This window comes from Streptomyces sp. NBC_00178, from assembly GCF_036206005.1.
Lineage (GTDB): Bacteria > Actinomycetota > Actinomycetes > Streptomycetales > Streptomycetaceae > Streptomyces.
The window spans coordinates 2,740,520-2,762,266 of sequence record NZ_CP108143.1; the positions used below are offsets into that span (position 1 = coordinate 2,740,520).

Consider the following 21,747-nt stretch of genomic DNA (forward strand, 5'->3'; position numbering starts at 1 on the left):
GGGACCGGCCCGCCCTGTTGTGCCGAGGGCAGGTCCGAGGGGACCGGCCTCGTCAGTGCCCGTGCCGGCCGGTGGTCACCTTCATCGTGACCGTGACGGGGGCGAGCGGGTAGGGCGTGTCGTGCGTCGCACCGAGCGCGGCACGGTACGTGCCGGCCTTCCTCGTCGCTGCCGTCGCGGCGTCCAGCACGGTCTCGACCGTGACCGAGGAGTGCGCGGGGACCGTGACCTTCTTCGCGCTGACGCCCAGCCAGCGGACGTCCGTGGAACCGGGCAGCGCGTATCCGGGCAGGTACTCGGCGGTGGTGACGCCATTGGAGCTGCCGTTGCCCGTGCTGCCGCCGACCTTGTAGAGGCCGGCGCCCGCGCCGCCGCGGTAGACGGGGGTGCCGCTCCCGGGCAGCGGCGTCCAGGCGTCGGTGTCCGGGTCGTAGGCGAAGCCCCGGCCGGTGACCGACGCGGCGGCCGCGCTGCCGGTGGAGCCGCCGGACACCAGCAGCAGGTCGTTCGCCGTCGTGTACGCCGAGCCCCACAGTCCGACCGGGAGGGCGGCCGCCGGCGACCAGGTGTCGGTGGCCGGGTCGTAGGAGTAGGCGCTGTCCACGACGCCGGTGCCGGGGGTCTGGCCGCCGGCACAGACCACGTGCCCGTCGACCCCTCCGCAGGCCAGGTAGGCGATGGGCAGGGGGTACGGCGCCAGGGTCCGCCAGCTGTCGGACGCGACGTCGTAGGCCTGGGCCCGGGTCACGCCACAGCTGTCGGCGCAGCCGCCGATCATGTAGAGCCGGCCGTCGAGCACCGCGCTGCCGGACAGCGAGTAGGCGGCGGGTGCCGCGGCGCGCGAGGACCAGGTGTCGGTGGCCGGGTCGTAGACGGCGACCTCCCGGACGTTCGCGCCGGAGTCGTTCTTGCCTCCGGCCACGTACCACTTGCCGTCGATGAAGCCGTGGACGGTGCCGCGGCGGGCCTCGGGCGCGGGGGCCAGTTCCTTCCACGCGGCGCCCTCGCCTGCCGCGGGGTCGTACGCGTGCAGCTGCCGCTGCACCGTGTCGTCGCCCTCCATGCCGAAGCCGCTGTAGACGATGCCCCGGTAGGTGTCCACGGCGTTGTCGATGATGCCGTAGGGCAGGCCCGGGAGGGACTGCCAGGTGTCGCCGGGCGGCGGACCGGTGACGGCCTCGGTGGCCTCGTGGAGGGTGACGGTGGCCGCCGCGCCTCCGGTGTTGCGCAGGGTCACCTTCTGCCGGACGGTGTGGCCGGACCGTACGGTCCGCTCGATCGTGCCGGGAGAGACCTTGATGCGCCCGGCCTCCAGGGAGAGCACCTGGTGAACGGTCCGGTCGCGGACGACGCGGACCTTCTCGGTGCGGTCGGAGTAGAGGTGCCGTGCCCCCGTCAGGGGTTGCACGGCGCTGCGTGCGGCGTCACCGGTGGGGGCGAACAGCCAGAAGAAGCCGTCGTCGAGGCCGGGGTCGGCGGGTGTGGCCGCGGAGACGGCGGGCCTCGGGGAGCTTCCCTCCACGCCGGTCACCCGGACGCCGTCGACCGGGTCGGAGGTGTTGGCGTCGACGGTACGGCCGACGACGAGCCCTCCGGGCACCGCGTCGTAGGTGCGGTCACCGACGAACACGTTGTCCACCGCCCACAGCCAGCCGAAGCTGCCGGTGAAGTGGAAACGCAGCCGGACGTCGGCCAGGCCCGCGTATCCGGTGAGGGGGATCTCCACGCGCGCGGGGCCGGCGACGGAGTCTGCGGAGTGCTTCCAGACGCTCGTCCAGGAGCGGCCGTGGTCGGTGCTGACGTCGACGGACGCGGACTGCTCCTCGTAGCCGCGGTAGTCGGTGTCGAACGCGACGTACGGGACGGTCCGGCCCGTCAGGTCGTATGCGGGGCTGAGGAGTTGGGAGTCCTGCGTGACATCGGAGCCGTAATGGTCGCTGTCGGCGACGGCGAACGCGCCGTCACCGCCCGTGGTGTTGCCACGCCCGGCGGGATCGTCGAAGACCCAGCCGCCCGTGGTGCCCTCGGCGTTGGACACGCTCCAGCCGCCGGGGGCGGAGACGGCCGAGGCGAACGGTTCGGTGCTGCCGGACCGCTTCACCTCGTAGCCGGGGGCGGTGGCCGTCCCGGCGTCCACCGGGACACCGATGTCCAGGGTGCGCGAGGTGCGGCCGAGTTCGACCGTCCGGCTCGCGGCCTGGTAGCCGGGGTAGGCACTGGCGACGCGGAGCGTGTAGTGGTGGTCGACCGGGAGCGAGACCTCGTAGCGGCCGGTCCTGGGATCGGTCCACACCGGGGCCTGGGGAGCACCGTCCACGGTGATCGAGGCGTAGAGCGGCCAGCCGTGCCCGGAGGCGTCGGTGACGGTCCCGGACACGGTCCTGCTCGGCACCGTGTGGATGGCCAGGTCGCGGGTGAGGACGTCGCCGTCGTCGACCGTGACCCCTCCGACGCGGAGGGTGCCGTAGCCGTACGCGTCCACGGTGACGTCGTGCTTCCCGGCCGGGAGGGTGAGCGCGTAGCGGCCCTGGCCGTCGGTGTCGGTGCGGTAGTCGGAACCGGCGGTGACGGACGCGCCGGCGACGGCCTTGCCGGTGCGGCTGTCGGTGACGGTGCCGGACAGGCGGCCGTGCGGGCCCATGCGGAAGGCGTCGAGGCCGTTGGGGGTGCCCAGGCCGGTCGGACCGTCGTAACCGGTGCCGGCGGCACACAGATAGGCGGGAGCGCAGGTGCCGTTGGAGCCCGCCGTCACGTCGTTGAGCGCAGGGCCGTCAGCGGCGTAGGGGTAGGTGTTGGGCTCGCTCCCCTCGGCCGGGCGGCCCGCGGTGGCGTAGACCCCCGCGATCAGCGGCGCGGAGGCGCTGGTGCCGCCGTACACGTTCCAGCCGGTGGAGCCGAAGCTGTTGTAGACGGCGACGCCGGTGGCGGGGTCGGCGACGGCGGAGACGTCGGCGACGGTCCGCTTCTCGCAGCCGGTGTCCTTCTGGAAGGCGGGCTTGGGCAGGTAGCGGGAGCACCCCGACCCGGCGCCGTAGCCGTCGTGCGACCAGACCGACTCGGACCAGCCGCGGGCCGCACCGGTGTCACGGCGCAGCGTGGTGCCGCCCACGGCGGTGACGTGGGGCGACGCGGCGGGGAACGACACTCCGTGGTTGTCGTCGCCGGACGAGGCGACCACCGCCACTCCGGGATGGTCGTAGTAGGAGTCCCACGCGGTCACCGCGGGGTCCTCCTCGAACAGGGAGTAGCGGGTGCCGTAGGAGTTGGAGACCACGTCCGCGCCGAGGGCGACTGCCTGCTGGACGGCGGCGCCGAGGTTCTCGATCTCGGGGCCGTCGGCCTCCACCAGCAGCAGGCGGGCGTCGGGAGCCGCCGCGGACACCATGTCGAGGTCGAGCGCGGCCTCTCCGGCCCAGCCCTCGTCGGGCTCGGGGTACGACGTCCCGCCGCGCTGGTCGACCTTGGTGAAGCAGCCGTCGGCGCCGGTGCAGGCCGGCAGGCCGTACTGCGCCCGGTAGACCGCCAGGTCCTCCTCGGCCTTGGGGGCGTCATGGGCGACGACGACGGCGACGGTCAGTCCGGTGCCCCCGCCCGTGGGCAGGCCGTAGGCGTCGCGGAGGTCCGCGGGGCCGTATCCGGCGGGGTCCTGTCCGGCCGCACCGAAAGCCGTCCCGCTCTGCACGTCCGTGCGGCGCACGGCGAAGCAACTCGCCTCACCGGCCGCGGGGGTGCCGCACAGCGGTTGCGTCTCCACCCGGTCGCGCCCCGTGGGAGGGGCCGCTTCGACAACGTTGTCCACGGTGGTCCGTGCTTCTGCGGGCGACGGCACCACGCATGTGGTGACGACGGCGGCGCAGAGGGCCGCGGCTGTGGCCACGGCCCGTCCGGAGGTTCTCAACGACCTCCAACGGGCACCGGCGTCAATGACTGGTATGCGCACCTGTGACTCCTTCTTCCCGCCGGGGTCTCCGGCGGGGCGTTCCGCGCAGCGATCATGCGCTTGCTGCGCGGATGGTAACGGAGTCGGATCACAGGAACTTTGCCGCGAGCGGAGTCGCCTCCGCCCACCCAAGTGAGGTGTTTTCGCAGGTGGGTGACGACGCGCGCGGGCACGGCGGCCCCGAGGCGGGGGAGGGCCGGAGCGCCACGGCTCCCGGCTGCCGCAGCAGGGTGTGCCGCCCGGACGGCCGGGCGGCCTCGTCGGCCGGGCGGGCGAGGCCGTCGGCAACCACCGGCGGGTCGTGGTTCAGACGCCGGTGGTGACCCGGACCGTCCACGCTCCCGACTTCGTCCGGTCGGTGACCTCGACGCGGACGCGCTCCCCCGGCACGGAGTAACGCTCGCCCTCCCGCAGGGGGGCGTCCGCGAGAGGCGGGTAGACCGACCGGTCCCAGCAGGCGTCGGAGCGGGGGTGGGTGTCCAGTACCTCGACCGGCCCGCCGCCGGAGGGCGTGGCGTTGCGGATGCGGTAGATCAGCACCCCCTCGGTGCAGGTGGTCAGGTCGTTGCCGGTCGCGCTGCGGGCCTCGATGGCCAGGGCGGTGTCCGGGCCGGTCCTGATGACGGCGAGCCGGGTGCCGAGGGACGCGCCGGGCACGGGCACCTCGGCCATCGGTTCCAGGGTGAGGTCGGCGGCGCCCTGCACGCAGACGACCTGCTCGCCGCCGAGCCATCCGAGCTTCCACTTGTGCCAGCCGAACAGCTCGGGCGAGAGGCCGAACTGGCTGCCCATCACGTCCCAGTCGCCGACGTAGGTGTCCCAGTCGCCCTTGCCGTCCTCGGGCCGGTGGTAGAGGTCGGCCAGGTCGAAGACGTGCCCGGTCTCGTGCGCGAGGACGTTGCGGTCCGGGGGGTGTTCCTCGAAGACGGTGACCACGCGCCGGATGTCCGTGCCGTCGGCGCGCAGCGGCCGGTCGAAGTTGACGACCTTCGTGGCGTCGGAGTCGACTCCCGGCGCGTCCGGGTCGGCCACGAGGTAGACGATGTCGTAGTCCGAGAAGTCGACCCGCGGGTCGGCCGCGGCGATCGCGTCCCGCAGATAGGCGCTGCGCCGCTCGGAGCCCCAGTCCCGCTGTATGCCGTACCAGGTGGAGGGGCGCGGCATGCGGATCCACCGGTGCTGGGGATGCGCCCGCAGCTCGAACTTCCCGTACGAGGCGCGCTCGAAGAAGCGGGTGGTCGAGGGGAAGTAGTCGGCCGCCAGCACGTCCGGGGGCACCGCCGGCTCGGAGTCCGGGAACGACAGGAAGACCATGACCGCGTCGAGGGCGTGGTCGGGACGGACGTAGGAGCCGTTCCACGTGTCGAGGCCGAGCGAGTGGTGGGCTCCGGTCCTGGGCAGCGCACAGGGTCCCGCGTCACGCGAGGCCGCCACGGCGGGGCCGGCCACGAGTCCGGTGGCGGCGAGCGCCAGGAGGGAGGTGAAGGCCGCCGCAGCGCTGCGCAGGCTCGGCCTTCCCACTCCCCCGGGTCCGTGCTGACGCGGCACATCTACCTCCGGGTGGCGAATGCGGGGCTTGTCCTCACCCTGATCCGTCTCGCCGCCGCACGCCCTGTTGTGCTGCCCCACACGGGTCAGCGATCGCCACGGCTTCGACGAGGCTCACTCACGGACAGTCACATTCGCTCACCAGGGAATCCGAAGAGATCAGATCACCACGCAATCGATCATTCCTGGGCAGAACGCAGCACGCCGCCATCCGGGGGACGGCCGTGGGCCATGCGCGTGCCGTGCGTCCGAAACCCCGGGCGCGCTGGTACCGCCGACGCACCACCCTCTATGCTTCACCTCGTTTTCCGGCGTGGTCAGCGCCTGCGGCGCGGCACGCCGCCCGAAACCCCTGCCCGGCGACAACTGTTCACGACGATCTGCACAGTGGGAGCGAGTGGTGAGCAGAACCCCCGAAGGGCCGGCGCCCCGAGCGGGCGTGACCTCCGGCGCACGGCCACCGGGCGTCACGGAGCGTGAACATCAGCGGTCGGGGCTCTCCGAGCTGCGCGACTACCGCGCCGCCTTCTCGGCCGCCGCCCTCCCCATGGCCGTGGTCGACGACCGGGGCCACGTCGTCCGGGCGAACGACGCGCTGGGCTGCCTGCTCGGCGCCGATCCCGCGGCCCTGGTGCACCGGCCGGCGGCGGAACTCGTCGGCCTCACCTCGGACAGCTCCACCTGGCGTGCGTACAGCGAGGTGCTCAGCGGCGAGCGTCAGCAGCTGCGGTGCACCCTGCGACTCAAGCACGCCGACGGAAGGCCGCTGTGGGCGGAGGTCACCGTCGTCCCCATGGGGGAACCCGCCGCCGGCACGGGCCGCGCCCTGCTGTCCCTCGCCGATGTGAGCGACCGGCGCGAACTGCGGGAGCGCCTGCGCCATCTGCGCATACACGATCCCGTGACCCGCCTGCCCAACCGCACGCTGTTCTTCGAGCGCCTCACGGGAGCCCTGGAGACCGGGCCCCTCCAGGAGGGCCCGGCAGCCCGGGAGGGCCGCATCGGCCTCTGCTACCTCGACATCGACGGCTTCAAGGCGGTCAACGACACCCTGGGGCACCGCATCGGGGACCGGCTGCTCGCCGCCGTCGCCGGACGGCTCACCGACTGCGCCGAGGCCGGCGCACACCGCACCGGCGGGCACCTGGTGGCGCGCATGGGCGGCGACGAGTTCGCGATCCTGATCGAGGACTCGGCGGGCACGCACCAGCTCACCGAGCTCGCCCGTTCGGTGCTCACCGCCTTGCAGCGCCCGTTCGACGTCTCGGGGACCCGGCTGTCGGTGTCCGCGTCGATCGGCGTGGTGGAACGGGCCTCGGCGGGCACCTCGGCCACCGCCCTGATGCAGGCCGCCGACACCACGCTGTACTGGGCCAAGGCCGACGGCAGGGCCCGCTGGACCCTCTTCGACCCCGAGCGCAACGCGCACCGGATGACCCGGCAGGCGCTCTCCTCCACGCTCCGGCCCGCCGTCGAACGCGGCGAGTTCACGCTGGAGTACCAGCCGCTGGTCGGCATGGCCGACGAGGTCGTACGGGGTGTCGAGGCCCTGGTCCGCTGGAACCACCCGCGCTTCGGGCAGCTGGCCCCGAGCCGCTTCGTGCCGATCGCGGAGGAGGACGGCGCGATCGTCGAGCTCGGGCGGTGGGTGCTGCGCACGGCCTGCCGCCAGGCGCGCCGCTGGCAGCTGGAACACCCGGACGAGCGGCCCCTGTTCATCAGCGTCAACGTCGCCGTGCGGCAGGTCTGGGACTCCGACCTGGTCGCCGACGTCGCGGAGATCCTCGCGGAGACCGGGCTCGACCCCCGCCTGCTGCAGCTGGAGCTGACCGAGTCCGCCGTGATGGGTTCGTCGGGCCGGCCGCTGCGGGTCCTCCAGGCGCTCAGCGACATGGGGGTGCGCATCGCGATCGACGACTTCGGTACCGGCTACTCCAACCTGGCCTATCTCAGCCGGCTGCCCGTCTCGGTGCTGAAGCTGGACGGGTCCTTCGTGCGGGGCTTCCGTTACGAGGACGGCGCCCACCCCAGCCCGGCCGACGAGACGATCGTGGAGGCCATGGTGCAGCTCGCGCACCGCCTGGGCCTGACGGTCACCGCGGAGTGCGTGGAGACCTCGGGCCAGGCGGAACGCCTGCGCCGGATCGGCTGCGACACCGGTCAGGGCTGGCTGTACTCGCGGGCGGTGGCCCCGGAGCGCATCGCCGAACTGATCGGCACCCGGCCCCAGGAGGGCTGAGCCCTCGGAGCCGGGTGCCGGGGGCCTTGCCGGGTCAGGCCGCGCCGGGCAGCCCGTAGGCGTCCGCGATCAGCTCGTACGAGCGCAGCCGCGCCTCACCGCCGTGCGCGTTGGCCGTGATCATCAGCTCGTCCGCGCCGGTGCGCTTCGCCAGGTCGTCCAGGCCGCTGCGGACCTCGTCGGGCGTGCCGTGGACGATGTCCTTCAGCCAGCCGTCGACGAACTCGCGCTCCATGGGGCTGAATTCGTACGCCTCCGCCTCCTCGGGGCTCGGCACCAGACCGGGGCGGCCGGTGCGCAGCCGGACCATCGAAAGGGCGCCGCTCAGCACCTGCCGCCGCGCCTCGCGCTCCTCGTCGGCGGCCAGCGCCGCGACCCCGATGAGGGCGTACGGCGCGTCGAGCACCGCGGAGGGCCGGAAGGACTCGCGGTACAGGTCGAGGGCGGGCACGGTGTTGCGCGCGGAGAAGTGGTGGGCGAAGGCGAAGGGCAGCCCGAGGACGCCGGCCAGCCGTGCGCTGAAGCCGGAGGAGCCCAGGAGCCAGACGGGGGGCCGGGCGGCCGACTGGACCCCGCCGGGCGAGGTGGCCTGGACGGGTCCGGGGACGGCGTGGATCCGGGCGTAGGGGTGGCCGTCGGGGAAGTCGTCGTCCAGGAAGCGGACGAGTTCGGCCAGCTGCTCCGGGAAGTCGTCGGCGCCCTCGTTGAGCCGGTCCGTGCGCCGCAGGGCGGCGGCCGTCGCCCCGTCCGTGCCGGGTGCGCGGCCGAGGCCGAGGTCGACGCGTCCGGGAGCCATCGCCTCCAGGGTGCCGAACTGCTCCGCGATGACCAGCGGCGCGTGGTTGGGCAGCATCACGCCGCCGGACCCGAGCCGGATGCGTTCGGTGTACGCGGCCAGGTGCGCCAGGATGACGGCGGGCGAGGAGGAGGCCACACCCGGCATCGAGTGGTGCTCGGCGACCCAGTAGCGGTGGAAGCCGCGGCGCTCGGCGAGCTGCGCGATGTCCACACTGGTGCGCAGGGCCTGGCTCGCGGTCCGGCCGGCGCCCACGCCCACCAGGTCGAGCACGGAGAGGGGCACGGGGGCCGTCCCTCCCGCGGTGCCGCGAATGCCGTCGCCTCGGTTCTCTTCCACGTGTTCGGCCTCTCCGGTGCGTCTGCGTATCGGAGGGTGCAAACAGGAGGATGGCTCCGCTTATTCCCGTGCGGCCGTTTCGGCCCGCCCCCGCGCCGTCGCCGCGGCTGCTCGCGGCTACTCGCGCACCTCGATGCCCCGCGGCTCCCCGGCGCCCACCGGGGGTTCACGGGTCGCGAAGAGGGTGCCGAGGGTCGGTGCCCAGATGCGGCGTTCGGCGAGCCGGAGCCCCTCCCAGACGGCGACCTGGTTCGCGGTGAGGACCGGCTTGCCGAGCAGTTCCTCCAGCTCGGGGACGAACGCGGTGGTGTGCAGGGCGTTGTCGGGGAGCAGGACGACCTCCGCGTCGGGGTGGTCGCCCGCCACGGCCAGCTCCTTGACCCGGTCCACGTCGGCGGCCGCGGCGTCGGACGCGTTGATGATGCCCGCGCCCCGGGTCGCGGTCACCTCGACGCCCCCGGCCGCGAGGAAGCCGGCGAAGAGCGCGGCGACGTCCTCGGAATAGGTCGCCGCGACGGCGACCCGGGACGCCCCCAGCTCACGCACCGCGTGCACGAAGGCGAAGGAGCTGCTGGAGGCGGGCAGCCCGGCGGCCCTGGCCAGCTCCGCGATCTGCTCGTGCGCGCCGTCCCAGCCGTAGACGAAGCTCCCGCCGGAGCAGGCCCACACCAGCGACTCGGCGCCGGCCATGCGCAGCTCCTCGACCCCGGCGGCCAGGCGGTGGGGCGCACCGGCCTCGCGGAGGGAGTCGGGCCTGCGGGCGTCCTCGTCGATCTCGGTGTGGAACAGCGGCACCCTGATGTCACTGTCGAGCATGACCTCGATCCGCGGGAAGTCGTCCTCCGCGGAGTGGCCCGGATAAAGAAGTCCTACGGTCGTCATGTCCATCCTTCCCGTGCGTCCGGATGTCGTGCCTCCACCGCTGCCCCTGCCTGGGACAAGTATTCCCCTTTTGGGGGCATACTGCCGCCCGCAACGTCCGTGACCTGCGGTTTCTTCAGCGGCACACGAGGCCGTGTTGACGGGCGTGTGCCCCGGTGCGAGCGTGGTCATTCCTGATGACCACTCCCGTGATCCTCGTCCTGGAGGCCGACCCGCCACCGCGCCTGGGCCGGCTGACCGGCCGTGCCCACGTCCGGTACGCCGACGCGCGGACGCTCGCCTCGCAGCTCCCCGGAGCCGACGTACTGCTCGTCTGGGACTTCACCTCCGACGCCGTCCGCGAGGCGTGGCCGGGCGAGGGTCCCCGCCCCGGCTGGGTCCACACGGCGAGCGCCGGGGTCGACCGGCTGGTGTGCCCGGAGCTGGCCGCGTCGTCCACCGTCGTCACCAACGCCCGGGGCGTTTTCGAGCTGCCGATCGCCGAATACGTCGCCGGCCTGGTGCTCGCCTTCGCGAAGGACCTGCCCGGCACGCTGGCGTCGCAGCGCGAGCACCGGTGGCGCCACCGCGAGACCCGCCGGCTCGCGGGCAGCCGCGCGGTCGTCGTCGGCGCGGGCCCCGTGGGCCGGGAGATCATGCGGCTGCTGCACGGCCTCGGGGTACGGGTGGCGCTCGTGGGCCGTACGGCACGGCGGTCGATCCACGGCGTCGAGGACCTGGACCGGCTGGCCGCCGGAGCGGACTGGGTGATCTCGGCGGCTCCGCTCACGGACGCGACGCGCGGGATGTTCGACGCGCGGTTCTTCGGCCTGCTCCAGCCCTCGGCGCACTTCGTGAACGTGGGCCGGGGACAGCTGACGGTGGAGGACGACCTCGCCGAGGCGCTCCGCAGACGGTGGATCGCCGGCGCCGCGCTCGACGTGTTCCAGGAGGAGCCGCTGGACCCTTCGAGCCCCCTGTGGGACGTGCCCGGCCTGGTGGTGTCCCCGCACATGAGCGGCGACACCGCGGGCTGGCGCGACCGGCTCGGCGAGCAGTTCGTTTCGATGTACGAGCGCTGGGCATCCGGGGAGTCGCTGCCCAACGTGGTGGACATACGGCGTGGTTACGTCCCGTCTCCGGACATCCCGCTCTGACCGTCAGGTATGACGGACAGTCACATGCGCACCTGAAGAAGGCGATACGCCCCGCACACCGGCCGTCGCCCTCCGCCCCCGACGGGACACGGGAAGGTCTCCCTCCGGCCACCGTTCGGTCACATGACAGCGCTTCCTGCATAGAAGTCCCGGACCGGGCAGGTGCTCAGCCTGTCCGGAACGTGTCACACCCGATTTCTTCAGGAGACCGCGAACCATGGCTGACTTCCCTCACCTGTCCCGCCGGGGCTTCCTCAACCGAACCGCGGCCGTGGGAGGTCTGCTCGTCGTCCCGGGCCTGCTCTCCGCCTGCAGCAGGACCGACGCCGGCGCGGCGGACGGTGAGGGCGCCCTGGACAAGCTCCGCAAGCAGGGCTTCGTCCGCGTCGCGTACGCCAACGAGGCCCCGTACGGCTACATGGAGGGCAAGCAGCTCAAGGGCGAGGCGCCCACCCTGCACCGGGAGATATTCAAGGCGCTCGGCGTCGACGAGCTGAAGCCCACGCTCTCCGAGTGGGACGGGCTGATCCCGGGACTGCAGGCCGGGAAGTACGACGTGGTCAGCGCGGGCATGGCCATCACCCCCGAGCGCTGCGCCAACGCACTGTTCTCCGAGCCGGAGTTCATCTCCCCGACCGCACTGATGGTGAGGAAGGGCAACCCGCGCAAGCTGACCGACCTGGCGTCCGCGAAGGCGGCGGGGATCACCGTCGGCGTGATGTCGGGGGCGGTCGAGGCCTCGTACGCCAAGGGCGCGGGCATCCCCGAGGACAGGATCAAGACACTGCAGAAGCCGCAGGACGGCGCGGACGCCGTGAAGGGTGGCCGGGTCGACGCCTTCCTGCTCACCGGCATCTCGCTGCGCTGGCTCGCGAAGACCAACCCGGACACCGAGGTCACCGAGCCCTTCGTGCCGGAACTGGACGGCAAGCAGCAGTTCTCCCCGGGCGGCGCGGTGTTCCGTCAGGGCAACGAGGACCTGCGGGACGCCTTCAACCGCGAGCTGAAGAAGATCGTCTCGGACCGTTCGCGCTATGTGAGCCTGCTGCGGGACTACGGCTTCGGCGCGACGGAGGTCCCGCCGGCCACGCTGAAGACGGCCGACCTGTGCAAGGGCTGACGGGGGCGGACCACACCGTATGAGTGACTTCTTCTCCACCTTCCTCGACGAACTGCCCCAGATCTCCGCGGGTCTGTGGGTCACGCTGGAGGCGACCGTCCTCGGCTCGCTGCTCGCGCTGGTGCTGTCGTTCGCCCTCGGCCTGATGGCCGGCAGCCGGCTGCTCGCGGTGCGCGGGGTCTCCCGGACCGTCGTGGAGTTCTTCCGCGGCACCTCGCTCTACGTCCAGCTGTTCTGGTTCTACTACGCGATGCCGCAGCTGACGGGCTACGAACTGACGCCCCTGCTCTGCGGGGTGGTCGCCCTCGGCCTGAACTTCGGCGCCTACGGCGCCGAGATCGTGCGCGGGGCGGTCAACTCGGTTCCGCGCGGCCAGTACGAGGCGGCCCTGGCGCTGAACATGTCCCCGGTCCACCGGATGCGGAAGGTGATCCTGCCCCAGGCGTGGGTACAGATGATCCCCTCCTTCACCAACCTGCTGATCCAGCTGCTGAAGGCCACACCCCTGCTGTGGCTGCTGTCCGCAGCCGACCTGATGACGGCCGTCGAGCACGTCCGCAGCCTGACCGGTGAGAGCCTCACGGCCTATCTCCTGCTGCTGGCCGTCTACTTCGTGCTCGCCTACGCGCTGACCCTGCTGATGAACCTGCTGGAGCGGAACGCCAAGCGGCGCCTCGGCCTGCACACCGGTGCGGCGGGTCTGTTCAGGACCCGAAGCGCCGAACCCGTCACGACGGCCGGAGGCGATCGGTGAACCCGACATTCGACTGGGAGGCGGCCCGTGAGGCCCTTCCCCTGCTGCTCGAAGGCTTCCGGGTCACGCTGCTCGCGACCGTGCTCGGCACGCTGGTCGCGGCGGTGCTCGGACTCGCGATCGCGGTGGCCGGGCGAGCCCCCTCCCGGCTCGTGACGGTGCCGGTGAAGGCCGTCATGGAGTTCGTCCGCTCGACCCCGCTGCTGGTGCAACTGGTCGGCGCGGCCGCAGTCTTCACCTCCGTGGAGCCGCTCACCGTCGGCATCGCCGTCCTGGGCGTCCACTACGCCGCGTACACCTCGGAGGTCTACAGGGCCGGGATCGACGGCGTGCCCCAGGGCCAGTGGGAGGCCTGCAGGGCCCTCTCCATGTCACCCCGGCGCACCTGGCAGGCGGTGATCCTGCCGCAGGCGGTGCGCAACGTGCTGCCCGCGCTGGGCAACTACGCCGTCTCGATGTTCAAGGAGACCCCGTTCCTGGCCGTGATCACGGTGCAGGAGATGGTCTTCGAGGCCCGGAAGTACGGGGCCGACCACTTCGCGTACACCGAGGCGTGGACGCTCGCCGGCCTGGTCTTCCTGGTCGCGAGCTACCCGACCTCGCTGCTGATGAGAAAGCTGGAGAAGCGCCTTGGCCACTGAATCCGCCCCCATCGAGGACCCCGCGGACGCGGCTCCGGTCACCGGGACGACCGGTGTGGAACCCCTGGTCCGCTTCGACAGGGTCGTCAAGCGCTACGGCGACCACGTGGTCCTGGACGAGCTGGACTTCACCGTCCGGCGCGGTGAGCACGTCACGCTGATCGGGCCGAGCGGTTCGGGGAAGACCACGATCCTGCGGCTGCTGATGACGCTGGAGCGGGTCAGCGACGGCGTGATCTGGGTCGACGGCTCGCCGCTGTCCCACGTGCGCACGGCCTCCGGCGCGCTGAAGCCCGCGGGCGAGAAGGATCTGCGCGCGTCCCGGAAGAAGATCGGGATGGTCTTCCAGCAGTTCAACCTCTTTCCCAACATGAAGGTCCTGCAGAACATCACCGAGGCACCGGTCAACGTCCTCGGTATGGACAAGGACGAGGCGGAGGCACGGGCCCGCGAGCTGCTCGACCTGGTGGGGCTCGCCGGGAAGACCGACGCCCATCCCTCGCAGCTGTCCGGCGGGCAGCAGCAGCGCGTCGCGATCGCGAGGGCCCTGGCGATGCGGCCGGAGATCCTGCTGCTCGACGAGGTGACGTCGGCGCTGGACCCCGAGCTGGTGGCCGGTGTGCTGGAACTGCTCGCCGACATCGCGAGGAACACCGACATCACGATGCTCTGTGTGACCCACGAGATGAACTTCGCCCGGGACGTGTCGGAGAAGGTCCTGATGTTCGACGCGGGGAAGGTCGTGGAGTCCGGTTCGCCGGAAAAAATCTTCTCCGATCCGGAGCACGAACGTACACGCGAATTCCTGAACGCGGTCCTGTGACCATGCTCTTGGCATAGTGCGCATGACCGGGTCATATGCCAGCGGAGTGCGCCCCAGCTGACGGAGCCGGGGCGCACCAATAACTCGTCAACCCCCTCTCCGAACAGGCCTCTTGGCGACTATCGTGGGGACGCGAGCCTGCGGTCACGACCTGGCAGAGGACCTGAGGGGGAACCCGTGGCGTTGAAGCCGGAGCCGAAGGCGCCGTTCCATTCGGTGCAGTACGCCCTGCGTGTGCTCGAGTCGGTGTCCACGCACGGTGACGGCGTGACCGGCGCCCAGCTCTCCCGCGAGACGGGACTCCCGGCCGGACACCTCGCGCCCCTCCTGCTGACCCTGCGCCGTGAGGGCTACGTCGAGCAGGTCACCGACGGCGCCTACGTCATCGGGTCCTCGCTCCTGGAACTCGGCTCCGGATCGGCCCGCCGGCAGGCCCTGGAGGCGAAGCTCCAGCAGACCCTCGTGCAGCTGCGCGACTCGGTCGGCGCGGCGGTCTACGTCAGCCGCTACGTCGACGGCGAGATCCGCGTGACGCAGATGGCGGACGGGCCGCGCACCCCCGCCGTCAACGAGTGGGTGGACTTCCGGTCGGCGGCGCACGCCAGCGCGATCGGCAAGTGCCTGCTGACGCAGCTCGACCAGAACGGCCGCCGCGACCACCTCTCGCGGCACCGCATCGCGCGGCTGACGTCGCGGACCATCACCAACGAGAAGGTGCTGTTCTCCAAGCTGGACAGCCAGCCGGCGACGGTGCCCGTCCTCGACCTGCAGGAGTACGCCGTGGGCACCGTGTGCGCGGCGGTGCCGCTGACGGCGGGCTCGTCGGCCGGATGCCTGGCGCTGTCGCTGCCGATCGAGCACGCGCACCGGCTGCGCGCCGCCGCGGCCACCCTGAACCGGCGCGCGGCGCCCGTGCTCCTGTCCCTCGCGCTCTGAGCCCGGACCCGGGGTGCTGGAGGAATCCGGTGAGCACCCCGCGCCGGACGCTCAGAGGGAGAGCCACACCGTGGTGTCCGGCGGGACCGTGCCGCCCGGGAGCGGGCCGCTGGCGAGCAGGACCCGCGCGCCGTCCGGCAGCCCGACCGCCGCGGAGGACGCGTTGAGCAGGCAGCGGAAGCCGTCCTGCCGGTCGAAGCACACCGTCCCCGGCCCGGCGTCCACCCAGGTCAGCGTCTCGGGCAGGGGGACCAGGCGTGCGCGGCGCAGCGCCAGCGCGGTGCGGTAGAGGTTCAGGACGGACTCCGGATCGTCCTGCTGCGCCTGGGCGGTCAGCCCGGACCAGGACACCGGTTGCGGCAGCCAGGAGGGCGCGGCCCCGTCGGGCGAGAATCCGAGCGACGTGCCAAAACCGCTCCACGGCAAGGGCACCCGGCAGCCGTCGCGGCCCCGGTCCGCGCCGCCCGAGCGCACGTAGGTGGGGTCCTGGAGCAGTTCGTCGGGCAGATCCTGGACCTCGGGGAGGCCGAGTTCGTCCCCCTGGTAGACGTACACCCCGCCCGGCAGGGAGAGGGTCAGCAGCGCGGCCGCCCTGGCCCTGCGGCGGCCGAGCACCGGGTCGCTCGGGTCGAGCAGCCGCTTGTCGCCCATGTCGAACGAGGTGTCCTCGCGGCCGTAGCGCGTGACGTGCCGGATCGTGTCGTGGTTGGACAGGACCCACGTGGCCGGCGCCCCCACCGGTGCGAGCCCGGCCAGGGTCTCCTCGACGACCCGGCGCAGCGCGTCCGCGTCCCACGCGCAGCACAGGAACTCGAAGTTGAACGCCGAGTGCAGCTCGTCGGGGCGCAGGTAGCGCGCCGACTGCTCAGGCGTCGGCAGCCAGACCTCTCCGACGAAGGTGCGCTCGCCGTCGTAGGTGTCGAGGATCTTGCGCCAGGAACGGTAGATGCCGTGCACCGCGTCGCAGTCCTGGTAGGGCAGGTCCGTGACGTCCGGGTCGGCTCCGACGTCGGGCAGGCCGGGCTTCTTGGCCAGGCCGTGCGCGACGTCGATACGGAAGCCGTCCACGCCCCGGTCCAGCCAGAAGCGCAGGACGTCCTCGAACTCGGCGCGCACCTCGGGGTGCTCCCAGTTCAGGTCCGGCTGTTCGGGGGCGAACATGTGGAGGTACCAGGGTCCGGCGCTGCCGTCCGCCTCGGTCACCCGGGTCCACGCGCTGCCGCCGAAGTAGGACGTCCAGTCGTTGGGCGGGAGTCCGCCGTCGGCGCCGCGGCCGGGGGCGAACCAGAAGCGCTCGCGCTCCGGCGATCCGGGGCCGGCGGCGAGCGCGGCCCGGAACCAGGCGTGCTGGTCGGAGCAGTGGTTGGGCACCAGGTCGATGAGGACGCGCAGCCCGTGGCCGTGGGCCTCGGTGATGAGCCGCTCGGCGTCGGCGAGGGTGCCGAAGCGCGGGTCGATGTCGCGGTAGTCCGCGACGTCGTAGCCGCCGTCGGCCATCGGCGAGGTGTACCAGGGGGTGAACCACAGGGCGTCCACACCGAGCTCGCGCAGGTACGCCAGGCGGCTGCGGACACCGGCGAGGTCGCCCGTGCCGTCTCCGTCGCCGTCCGCGAAACTGCGTACGTAGATCTGGTAGATCGCGGCGTGCCGCCACCAGTGGGTGGTCACTGAGACTCCTTGCTCGGTATATATGAGGTGGTGCGGGCCCGCAGGTCAGGGGCGGGCCCGCACCGGTCGGGCTACCAGCCGGTGTTGCCGGCGCCCCGGGTGATCGTGAAACCACCCGCACTGGAGAGACCGCCGGCGGCCGCGCCGCTCACGGTCACGCGGGAGAAGGTTCCGGCCCCCGCGGAGTTGATCTCGATGCCGTACGAACCGGCCTTGTCGATCGTGAGTCCGTCGACGGTGAGCGCGCTGACGTTCTTCTGCCAGGAGACGAGCAGTCCGCTGTAGGTGCTGTCGAGGATCTCGTTGTCCTTGACCAGGACGGGTGCGGTGATGTCGGAGGAGTCGGCGTAGATCCAGAGGGCGCCGAGCCTGCTCTGCCAGTTCGGCTCGTAACCGCCCGTGCGTGTCAGGGTGTTGCGCTGCACGGAGGTCGTCCCGCTGAAGGGCACCGGGGCGAAGCGGCTGCTGATGGCGATGCCGGAGGAACCGGTGACCGTGTCGGCGAGGATGTTGTCCTCGACCCGGTTGCCGTTGCCGCCGTAGACGCCCACCGTGTTGGCGAGCATCGGGAGCTGCACGGTGTTGAAGCGGAACGCGCTGCCGGTGACGGCCTGGCCCTCGGAGAACATCGCGAGTCCGTCGTCGCCGGTGTTGCGGACGCTGCTGCGGGAGACCTCGGTCGCCCTGGTGCCCTTGTGCAGGTTGACGCCGTCCGCGAAGGTGTCGCGGATGCGGAGCCCGGCGGCGTACAGGCCGTCGGTCGGGGCGTCGATCCAGAGGCCGACCTTGGTGTGCTGGATCCAGAGGTTCGTCAGGGTCGACCCGTTGCCGAAGTCGCCCTCCACCGCAGCGTCGAAGTTCGCGTCGTCGCGGTAGGAGACGTCACCGGCGATCATCAGGTCCTGGACGTTGCTGGTGCCGCCGCGCCCGAAGAGCCCGCCCTTGCCGTTCCTGCCGCGCAGGACGGTGTGCCACTGGCCGGCACCGCGCAGGTCGGCGCCGGCGAGGTCGACGTGCCCGGAGATGTCGTACGTCCCGGCGGGCAGCCAGAGGCCCTTGCCCTGGGCGGTGGCCGTGTTCAGCGCGGAGTTCAGGGCGCCGGTGTCGTCGCCCGAGTCGTTCGGGGTGACGCCGAGCGTGGTCGCGGAGACGAAGCCGGTGGACGGCATGGTGAGCGCGGTGGGCGCGGCCTCGGTCTCGACGAGGTCCAGGGTGTAGGAGGCGGCGGTGTCGCCCGTGTCCTTCTGGAACTTCAGCACGGTGCCCGCCGGGAGCGTCCCGGTGAGCAGGGTGCGGGTCTCGTCGAAGAAGTGGTGGCCGGAGCCCTGGGAGGGGTTGTTGGTGTAGGGGTAGCCGCCGTAGACCCAGCTGTACTTGGAGGTGAGGGGCAGGTCCCGGAGCTGGGTGCCGTCGGCGTAGACGCTCAGGGTGGTGTCGATGCCGGTGCCCGCCGCGTTGTCCGGGACGGAGTAGCGCAGGGTCAGGGCGTTGGCCGGCTTGGTCAGCGTGAACTGCACGTATTCGCCGGTGGCGTCCAGGACGACGGCCTTGCGGCCGGACGCCTCGGACGGGACGGTCAGGTAGGTGCGGTCGGGCCCTGTCGTGCCGGCGTTGGTGCTGCCGCTCTCGGCCTCGTAGGCGGTGTAGGGCATGGTCGCGCCGCGGGTGCTGTTGGGCGTGGAGCCGGTGACCGCGATGCCGTCGAGCTGGAGGGTGCCGTTGTCCCCGGATGCGGTGCGCAGGGTGACGTGGTTGAGCGCGGCGCGCAGCGGCACGTCGGTGGCGGCGCTCTTCCAGGCGCCCGCGGTGCCGGGGAGGGTGAGCCGCCGGACGGTGGTGCCGTTGGCGAGCAGGGTGACGGTGGACGCGGTGGCGTCGGGAGTGCGGTAGCGCACGGTCAGCGGGTAGGCCGCGGCGCCGGGGGCGTTCACGGCGAAGACGGCGCGGGCTCCGGTGGCGGTGAAGCCGGACAGATAACCGCTCCCCTCGTAGCCCGTGACGGCGGTGGTCCTGGCCGGTCCGCCGGAGGCGAAGGCGTCCTCGGCCTGGTGGGTCAGGGTGGTGGGACCGCCGGGGTCGGTCGGGGTGGTGGGGGTGGCCGGGGTGAGGCTGTCGATGTTGACGTTGCCGCTGTCGGCCGCGGTGAACGTCCAGGCGACGGTGTTGGCCCCCTTCGCGTACGTCACCGCCTCCTCCTGGGTGGCCCAGGTGTCCCAGTTCGCGGTGGGCGGCAGGCTGACCTGGCGGACCTTGGCCCCGTTGACGTACAGGCTCAGCGTCATCGTCGCGCCGGTGCCGTTCGCGTACCGCAGCGATGCCGAACCGGACCCGGCTTCGGTGGAGTCGACCGCGAAGGCGACGGAGGCGGAGCCCTTGTGGGCGTCGGTGAGGCCGCCGGCGAAGCCCGTGCCCGTGAACCCGGTGTGGTCGGCGGCGGCGACGGCGCCGCCCGAGAGCTGCGCGGACTCCGCCTCCAGCGCGCCGGCCGGGGTCGGGGTGCCCGTGCCCGCGGACGTGTCGGCGGTGCTGTGGTCGATGTTGACGTTGCCGCTGTCGGAGCCGGTGAACGTCCAGGCGACCGTGTTGGCGCCCTTGGCGTAGGTGACCGTCTCGCGCTGGGTGGCCCAGGTGTCCCAGTTCGCCGTCGGCGGCAGGCTGACCTGGCGGACCCTGGCCCCGTTGACGTACAGGCTCAGCGTCATCGTCGCGCCGGTGCCGTTCGCGTACCGCAGGGCTATCGAGCCGGTGCCGGCGGCCTGGGCCGTGACGCCGAAGGACACCGAGGCGGAGCCCTTGTGGGCGTCGGTGAAGCCGCCGACGAAACCGGATCCGGTGTAGCCGCCGTGTTCGGTGGAGACGGCGGCGCCCCCGGACAGCTGGGACGACTCGGCCTCCACGGTGACGGTGGCCGCCTGGGCGGACCCCGCCCCGTACAGCAGGGTGCCGAGCAGGGACGCGAGGACGGGGAACGTGAGCCGGACTGCGGCCCGGGAGCGCTTTCTTGGTGCAGGAGACACGGCAGTGTGCCCTTCCCTTGGGGGGCGGGTCAGCCCTTGAGGCTGCCCGCGGTGAGACCCGCGATGATGTGGCGCTGGAAGATCAGGAAGAGGACGAGCAGGGGGATGCTCGCCATGACCATCCCGGCCAGCAGCTGGTTGGCCGGCATGAACTCCGAGAGCCGGTTGAGCGCGACGGTGATCGGCTGCTTCGCCTCGTCGGGGAGGACGAGCATGGGCCAGAGGAAGTCCTTCCAGACTCCGACGACCGCGAAGATCGACACCACGGCGAGCACCGGGCGGGAAAGCGGCAGGACCACGGAGACCAGGACCCTGAGCGTGCCCGCTCCGTCGATCCGTGCGGAGTCGAGGAGTTCGGCGGGTATCTGGTCGAAGAACCGCTTGAGGATGAAGATGTTGAAGGCGTTGGCCGCGGCGGGCAGCCAGATCGCGAACGGTGTGTTGATCAGGTTGACGTGGAGGAGCGGCACGTCGACCACGGCCAGGTACGTCGGCACGAGCAGCGCCGACACCGGCAGCATCAGCGTGGCCAGCATCATGCCCAGGACCACGTTCCCGAGCACCGGACGGAGCTTCGAGAGGGCGTACGCGGCGGACACGTCCACCAGCAGTTGTGTCAGCCACGCCCCCAGGGCGAGCACGAGCGTGTTGAGGAAGAAGTGGCCGAGCCCGACGTTCGTCCACGCCTCGGTGTAGCTCTCGGGGTGCCAGCTCTCCGGGAACAGGGTGGGGTTCGGGTCGGCCAGTTCGGAGGAGGACTTCACCGCACCCGACGCCATCCAGTAGAGCGGGAGGACGAAGGCGACGGTGAAGCCGGTCAGGGTGGCGGTGAGCACGAAGCGGTGGAGGAACCGGCCGGTGCGCCGGTTCATCTCGGCGGGCGCGATCAGTGTGCGTACGGGGGTTTCGGCGGCCATGGCGGTACTCCCTCTCAGCCCTTGCTCCGGGTCAGGCGCAGATAGACGACGGAGAAGAGGCCGAGCACGACGAAGAGCAGCGTGCTCATGGCGCTGGCCAGGCCGAAGTCGTTGTAGACGAAGGCGTAGCGGTAGAGGAGCAGGAGCACGGTGACCGTGGCGTCGTCGGGTCCGCCGCCGGTCAGGACGAAGGGCTCGACGAAGACCTGCATGGTGCCGATGACCTGGAGCAGCAGGGTGATCATCAGGATGAACCGCATCTGCGGGATCGTGACGTGCCACAGCCGCTGCCGGATCGACGCGCCGTCCAGCTCGGCGGCCTCGTACAGCTCGCCGGGGATGCCGCCGAGCGCCGCCAGGTAGATCAGCGTGGTGGTGCCCATGTTGGCCCAGGTCGAGACGAGGACCAGCGAGACCATGGCGAGGTTCTCCGACTCCAGCCACTGCTGGGCCGGCAGCCGGAAGGTCTCCAGCACGTTGTTGAACAGGCCGGGACCGGGGTCGTAGAACTGGCGCCAGAGCAGCATGGTGACGACGGGCGGCAGCATGACCGGCAGGTAGACGGTCATGCGCAGGTACGCGCGCCCGCGCCGCAGCTCGTTCAGGACGACGGCGGTGGCGAACGGTGCCGCGAAGCCGAAGACCAGGGCGAGCAGCGTGAAGTAGCCGGTGTTCTGCCAGGCGGTCGGGAACAGCGGGTCGTCGAACAGCCGCCGGAAGTTGTCCAGGCCCACCCACCGGGCCGGTTCGGCGAAGGTGACCTGCTGGAAGCCGAGCAGGACCCCGCGCACGATCGGGTACCAGGAGAACAGTGCGAAGCAGAGCACTCCGGCGGCGAGGAAGAGGTGGGCGACCAGGTTCTCGCGGACGGCCCTGCGGAGGCGGGAGGCCCCGGCCCGGGCCCCCGTCCGGGGCACGGGCCCGGACGGGGGGCCGTCCTCGTCGGTGGCCTTCTCCGCTTCGGCGGAGAGCGGCTGGAGGGACATCGTCA

At 71.9% G+C, this 21,747-nt stretch carries 15 protein-coding genes; 7 read left to right on the forward strand and 8 right to left on the reverse strand.

Annotated features, from left to right (window positions below):
- Window positions 1-52: 52 nt before the first annotated feature.
- Both OHT61_RS11745 and OHT61_RS11750 read right to left on the reverse strand, forming a co-directional pair.
- Window positions 53-3,877, reverse strand: coding sequence for a carboxypeptidase regulatory-like domain-containing protein (locus OHT61_RS11745; protein ID WP_329037574.1), 3,825 nt, complete (start codon window positions 3,875-3,877; stop codon window positions 53-55).
- Between the two features lie 369 nt (window positions 3,878-4,246).
- Window positions 4,247-5,488: a M6 family metalloprotease domain-containing protein gene (locus OHT61_RS11750; protein WP_329037576.1), complete on the reverse strand. Its 1,242-nt coding sequence runs from the start codon at window positions 5,486-5,488 to the stop codon at window positions 4,247-4,249.
- A gap of 400 nt (window positions 5,489-5,888) precedes the next feature.
- Between OHT61_RS11750 and OHT61_RS11755 the strand changes: the two genes are divergently transcribed.
- The gene (locus tag OHT61_RS11755; RefSeq protein WP_329037577.1) at window positions 5,889-7,727 is read left to right on the forward strand and encodes a putative bifunctional diguanylate cyclase/phosphodiesterase; all 1,839 of its coding nucleotides are present in this window, start codon (window positions 5,889-5,891) and stop codon (window positions 7,725-7,727) included.
- 34 nt (window positions 7,728-7,761) lie between these two features.
- On the opposite strand, the gene OHT61_RS11760 is transcribed toward OHT61_RS11755, so the two are convergent.
- Together OHT61_RS11760 and OHT61_RS11765 are read right to left on the reverse strand one after the other, a co-directional pair.
- A complete protein-coding gene (locus OHT61_RS11760; RefSeq protein ID WP_329037579.1) occupies window positions 7,762-8,862 on the reverse strand; it encodes an LLM class flavin-dependent oxidoreductase in 1,101 nt (366 codons plus the stop codon).
- A gap of 117 nt (window positions 8,863-8,979) precedes the next feature.
- Window positions 8,980-9,744 carry a maleate cis-trans isomerase family protein gene (locus tag OHT61_RS11765; protein ID WP_329037581.1) on the reverse strand — a complete coding sequence of 255 codons (765 nt, stop codon included), beginning with the start codon at window positions 9,742-9,744 and terminating at the stop codon, window positions 8,980-8,982.
- A 176-nt stretch (window positions 9,745-9,920) separates the two neighbouring features.
- Between OHT61_RS11765 and OHT61_RS11770 the strand changes: the two genes are divergently transcribed.
- From OHT61_RS11770 to OHT61_RS11795, 6 genes are all read left to right on the forward strand, one after another.
- On the forward strand, window positions 9,921-10,880 hold the full coding sequence (locus tag OHT61_RS11770; RefSeq protein WP_329037582.1) for a D-2-hydroxyacid dehydrogenase: 960 nt from the start codon (window positions 9,921-9,923) through the stop codon (window positions 10,878-10,880).
- Between the two features lie 217 nt (window positions 10,881-11,097).
- The gene (ehuB, locus tag OHT61_RS11775) at window positions 11,098-12,000 is read left to right on the forward strand and encodes an ectoine/hydroxyectoine ABC transporter substrate-binding protein EhuB (RefSeq protein ID WP_329037585.1); all 903 of its coding nucleotides are present in this window, start codon (window positions 11,098-11,100) and stop codon (window positions 11,998-12,000) included.
- A 19-nt stretch (window positions 12,001-12,019) separates the two neighbouring features.
- Complete coding sequence (gene ehuC / locus OHT61_RS11780; RefSeq protein ID WP_329037587.1) at window positions 12,020-12,754, forward strand: ectoine/hydroxyectoine ABC transporter permease subunit EhuC; 735 nt, start codon at window positions 12,020-12,022, stop codon at window positions 12,752-12,754.
- Window positions 12,751-13,395, forward strand: coding sequence for an ectoine/hydroxyectoine ABC transporter permease subunit EhuD (gene ehuD, locus OHT61_RS11785; protein ID WP_329037589.1), 645 nt, complete (start codon window positions 12,751-12,753; stop codon window positions 13,393-13,395). The genes ehuC and ehuD overlap by 4 nt, the downstream gene beginning before the upstream one ends.
- Complete coding sequence (gene ehuA / locus OHT61_RS11790; RefSeq protein ID WP_443049408.1) at window positions 13,385-14,218, forward strand: ectoine/hydroxyectoine ABC transporter ATP-binding protein EhuA; 834 nt, start codon at window positions 13,385-13,387, stop codon at window positions 14,216-14,218. Before ehuD ends, ehuA begins: the two co-directional genes overlap by 11 nt.
- Before the next feature lie 177 nt (window positions 14,219-14,395).
- The gene (locus tag OHT61_RS11795) at window positions 14,396-15,154 is read left to right on the forward strand and encodes an IclR family transcriptional regulator (protein ID WP_329037591.1); all 759 of its coding nucleotides are present in this window, start codon (window positions 14,396-14,398) and stop codon (window positions 15,152-15,154) included.
- A gap of 51 nt (window positions 15,155-15,205) precedes the next feature.
- On the opposite strand, the gene OHT61_RS11800 is transcribed toward OHT61_RS11795, so the two are convergent.
- From OHT61_RS11800 to OHT61_RS11815, 4 genes are all read right to left on the reverse strand, one after another.
- On the reverse strand, window positions 15,206-16,822 hold the full coding sequence (locus OHT61_RS11800) for a glycoside hydrolase family 13 protein (protein WP_329037593.1): 1,617 nt from the start codon (window positions 16,820-16,822) through the stop codon (window positions 15,206-15,208).
- A gap of 71 nt (window positions 16,823-16,893) precedes the next feature.
- Window positions 16,894-19,839 (reverse strand): carbohydrate-binding protein, encoded by a 2,946-nt coding sequence (locus OHT61_RS11805; RefSeq protein ID WP_329037595.1) that lies wholly within the window; start codon window positions 19,837-19,839, stop codon window positions 16,894-16,896.
- Between the two features lie 29 nt (window positions 19,840-19,868).
- Window positions 19,869-20,756, reverse strand: coding sequence for a carbohydrate ABC transporter permease (locus tag OHT61_RS11810; protein ID WP_329037597.1), 888 nt, complete (start codon window positions 20,754-20,756; stop codon window positions 19,869-19,871).
- 14 nt (window positions 20,757-20,770) lie between these two features.
- Complete coding sequence (locus OHT61_RS11815; RefSeq protein ID WP_329037599.1) at window positions 20,771-21,742, reverse strand: carbohydrate ABC transporter permease; 972 nt, start codon at window positions 21,740-21,742, stop codon at window positions 20,771-20,773.
- Between the last annotated feature and the right edge of the window lie 5 nt (window positions 21,743-21,747).

Excerpts from the sequence above, each read along its gene's own strand:
- OHT61_RS11815 (WP_329037599.1), bottom strand. The coding sequence starts at position 21,742 with ATGTCCCTCCAGCCGCTCTCCGCCGAAGCGGAGAAGGCCACCGACGAG.
- ehuB (WP_329037585.1), top strand. The coding sequence starts at position 11,098 with ATGGCTGACTTCCCTCACCTGTCCCGCCGGGGCTTCCTCAACCGAACC.
- OHT61_RS11770 (WP_329037582.1), top strand. The coding sequence starts at position 9,921 with ATGACCACTCCCGTGATCCTCGTCCTGGAGGCCGACCCGCCACCGCGC.
- OHT61_RS11810 (WP_329037597.1), bottom strand. The coding sequence starts at position 20,756 with ATGGCCGCCGAAACCCCCGTACGCACACTGATCGCGCCCGCCGAGATG.
- OHT61_RS11765 (WP_329037581.1), bottom strand. The coding sequence starts at position 9,744 with ATGACGACCGTAGGACTTCTTTATCCGGGCCACTCCGCGGAGGACGAC.
- ehuC (WP_329037587.1), top strand. The coding sequence starts at position 12,020 with ATGAGTGACTTCTTCTCCACCTTCCTCGACGAACTGCCCCAGATCTCC.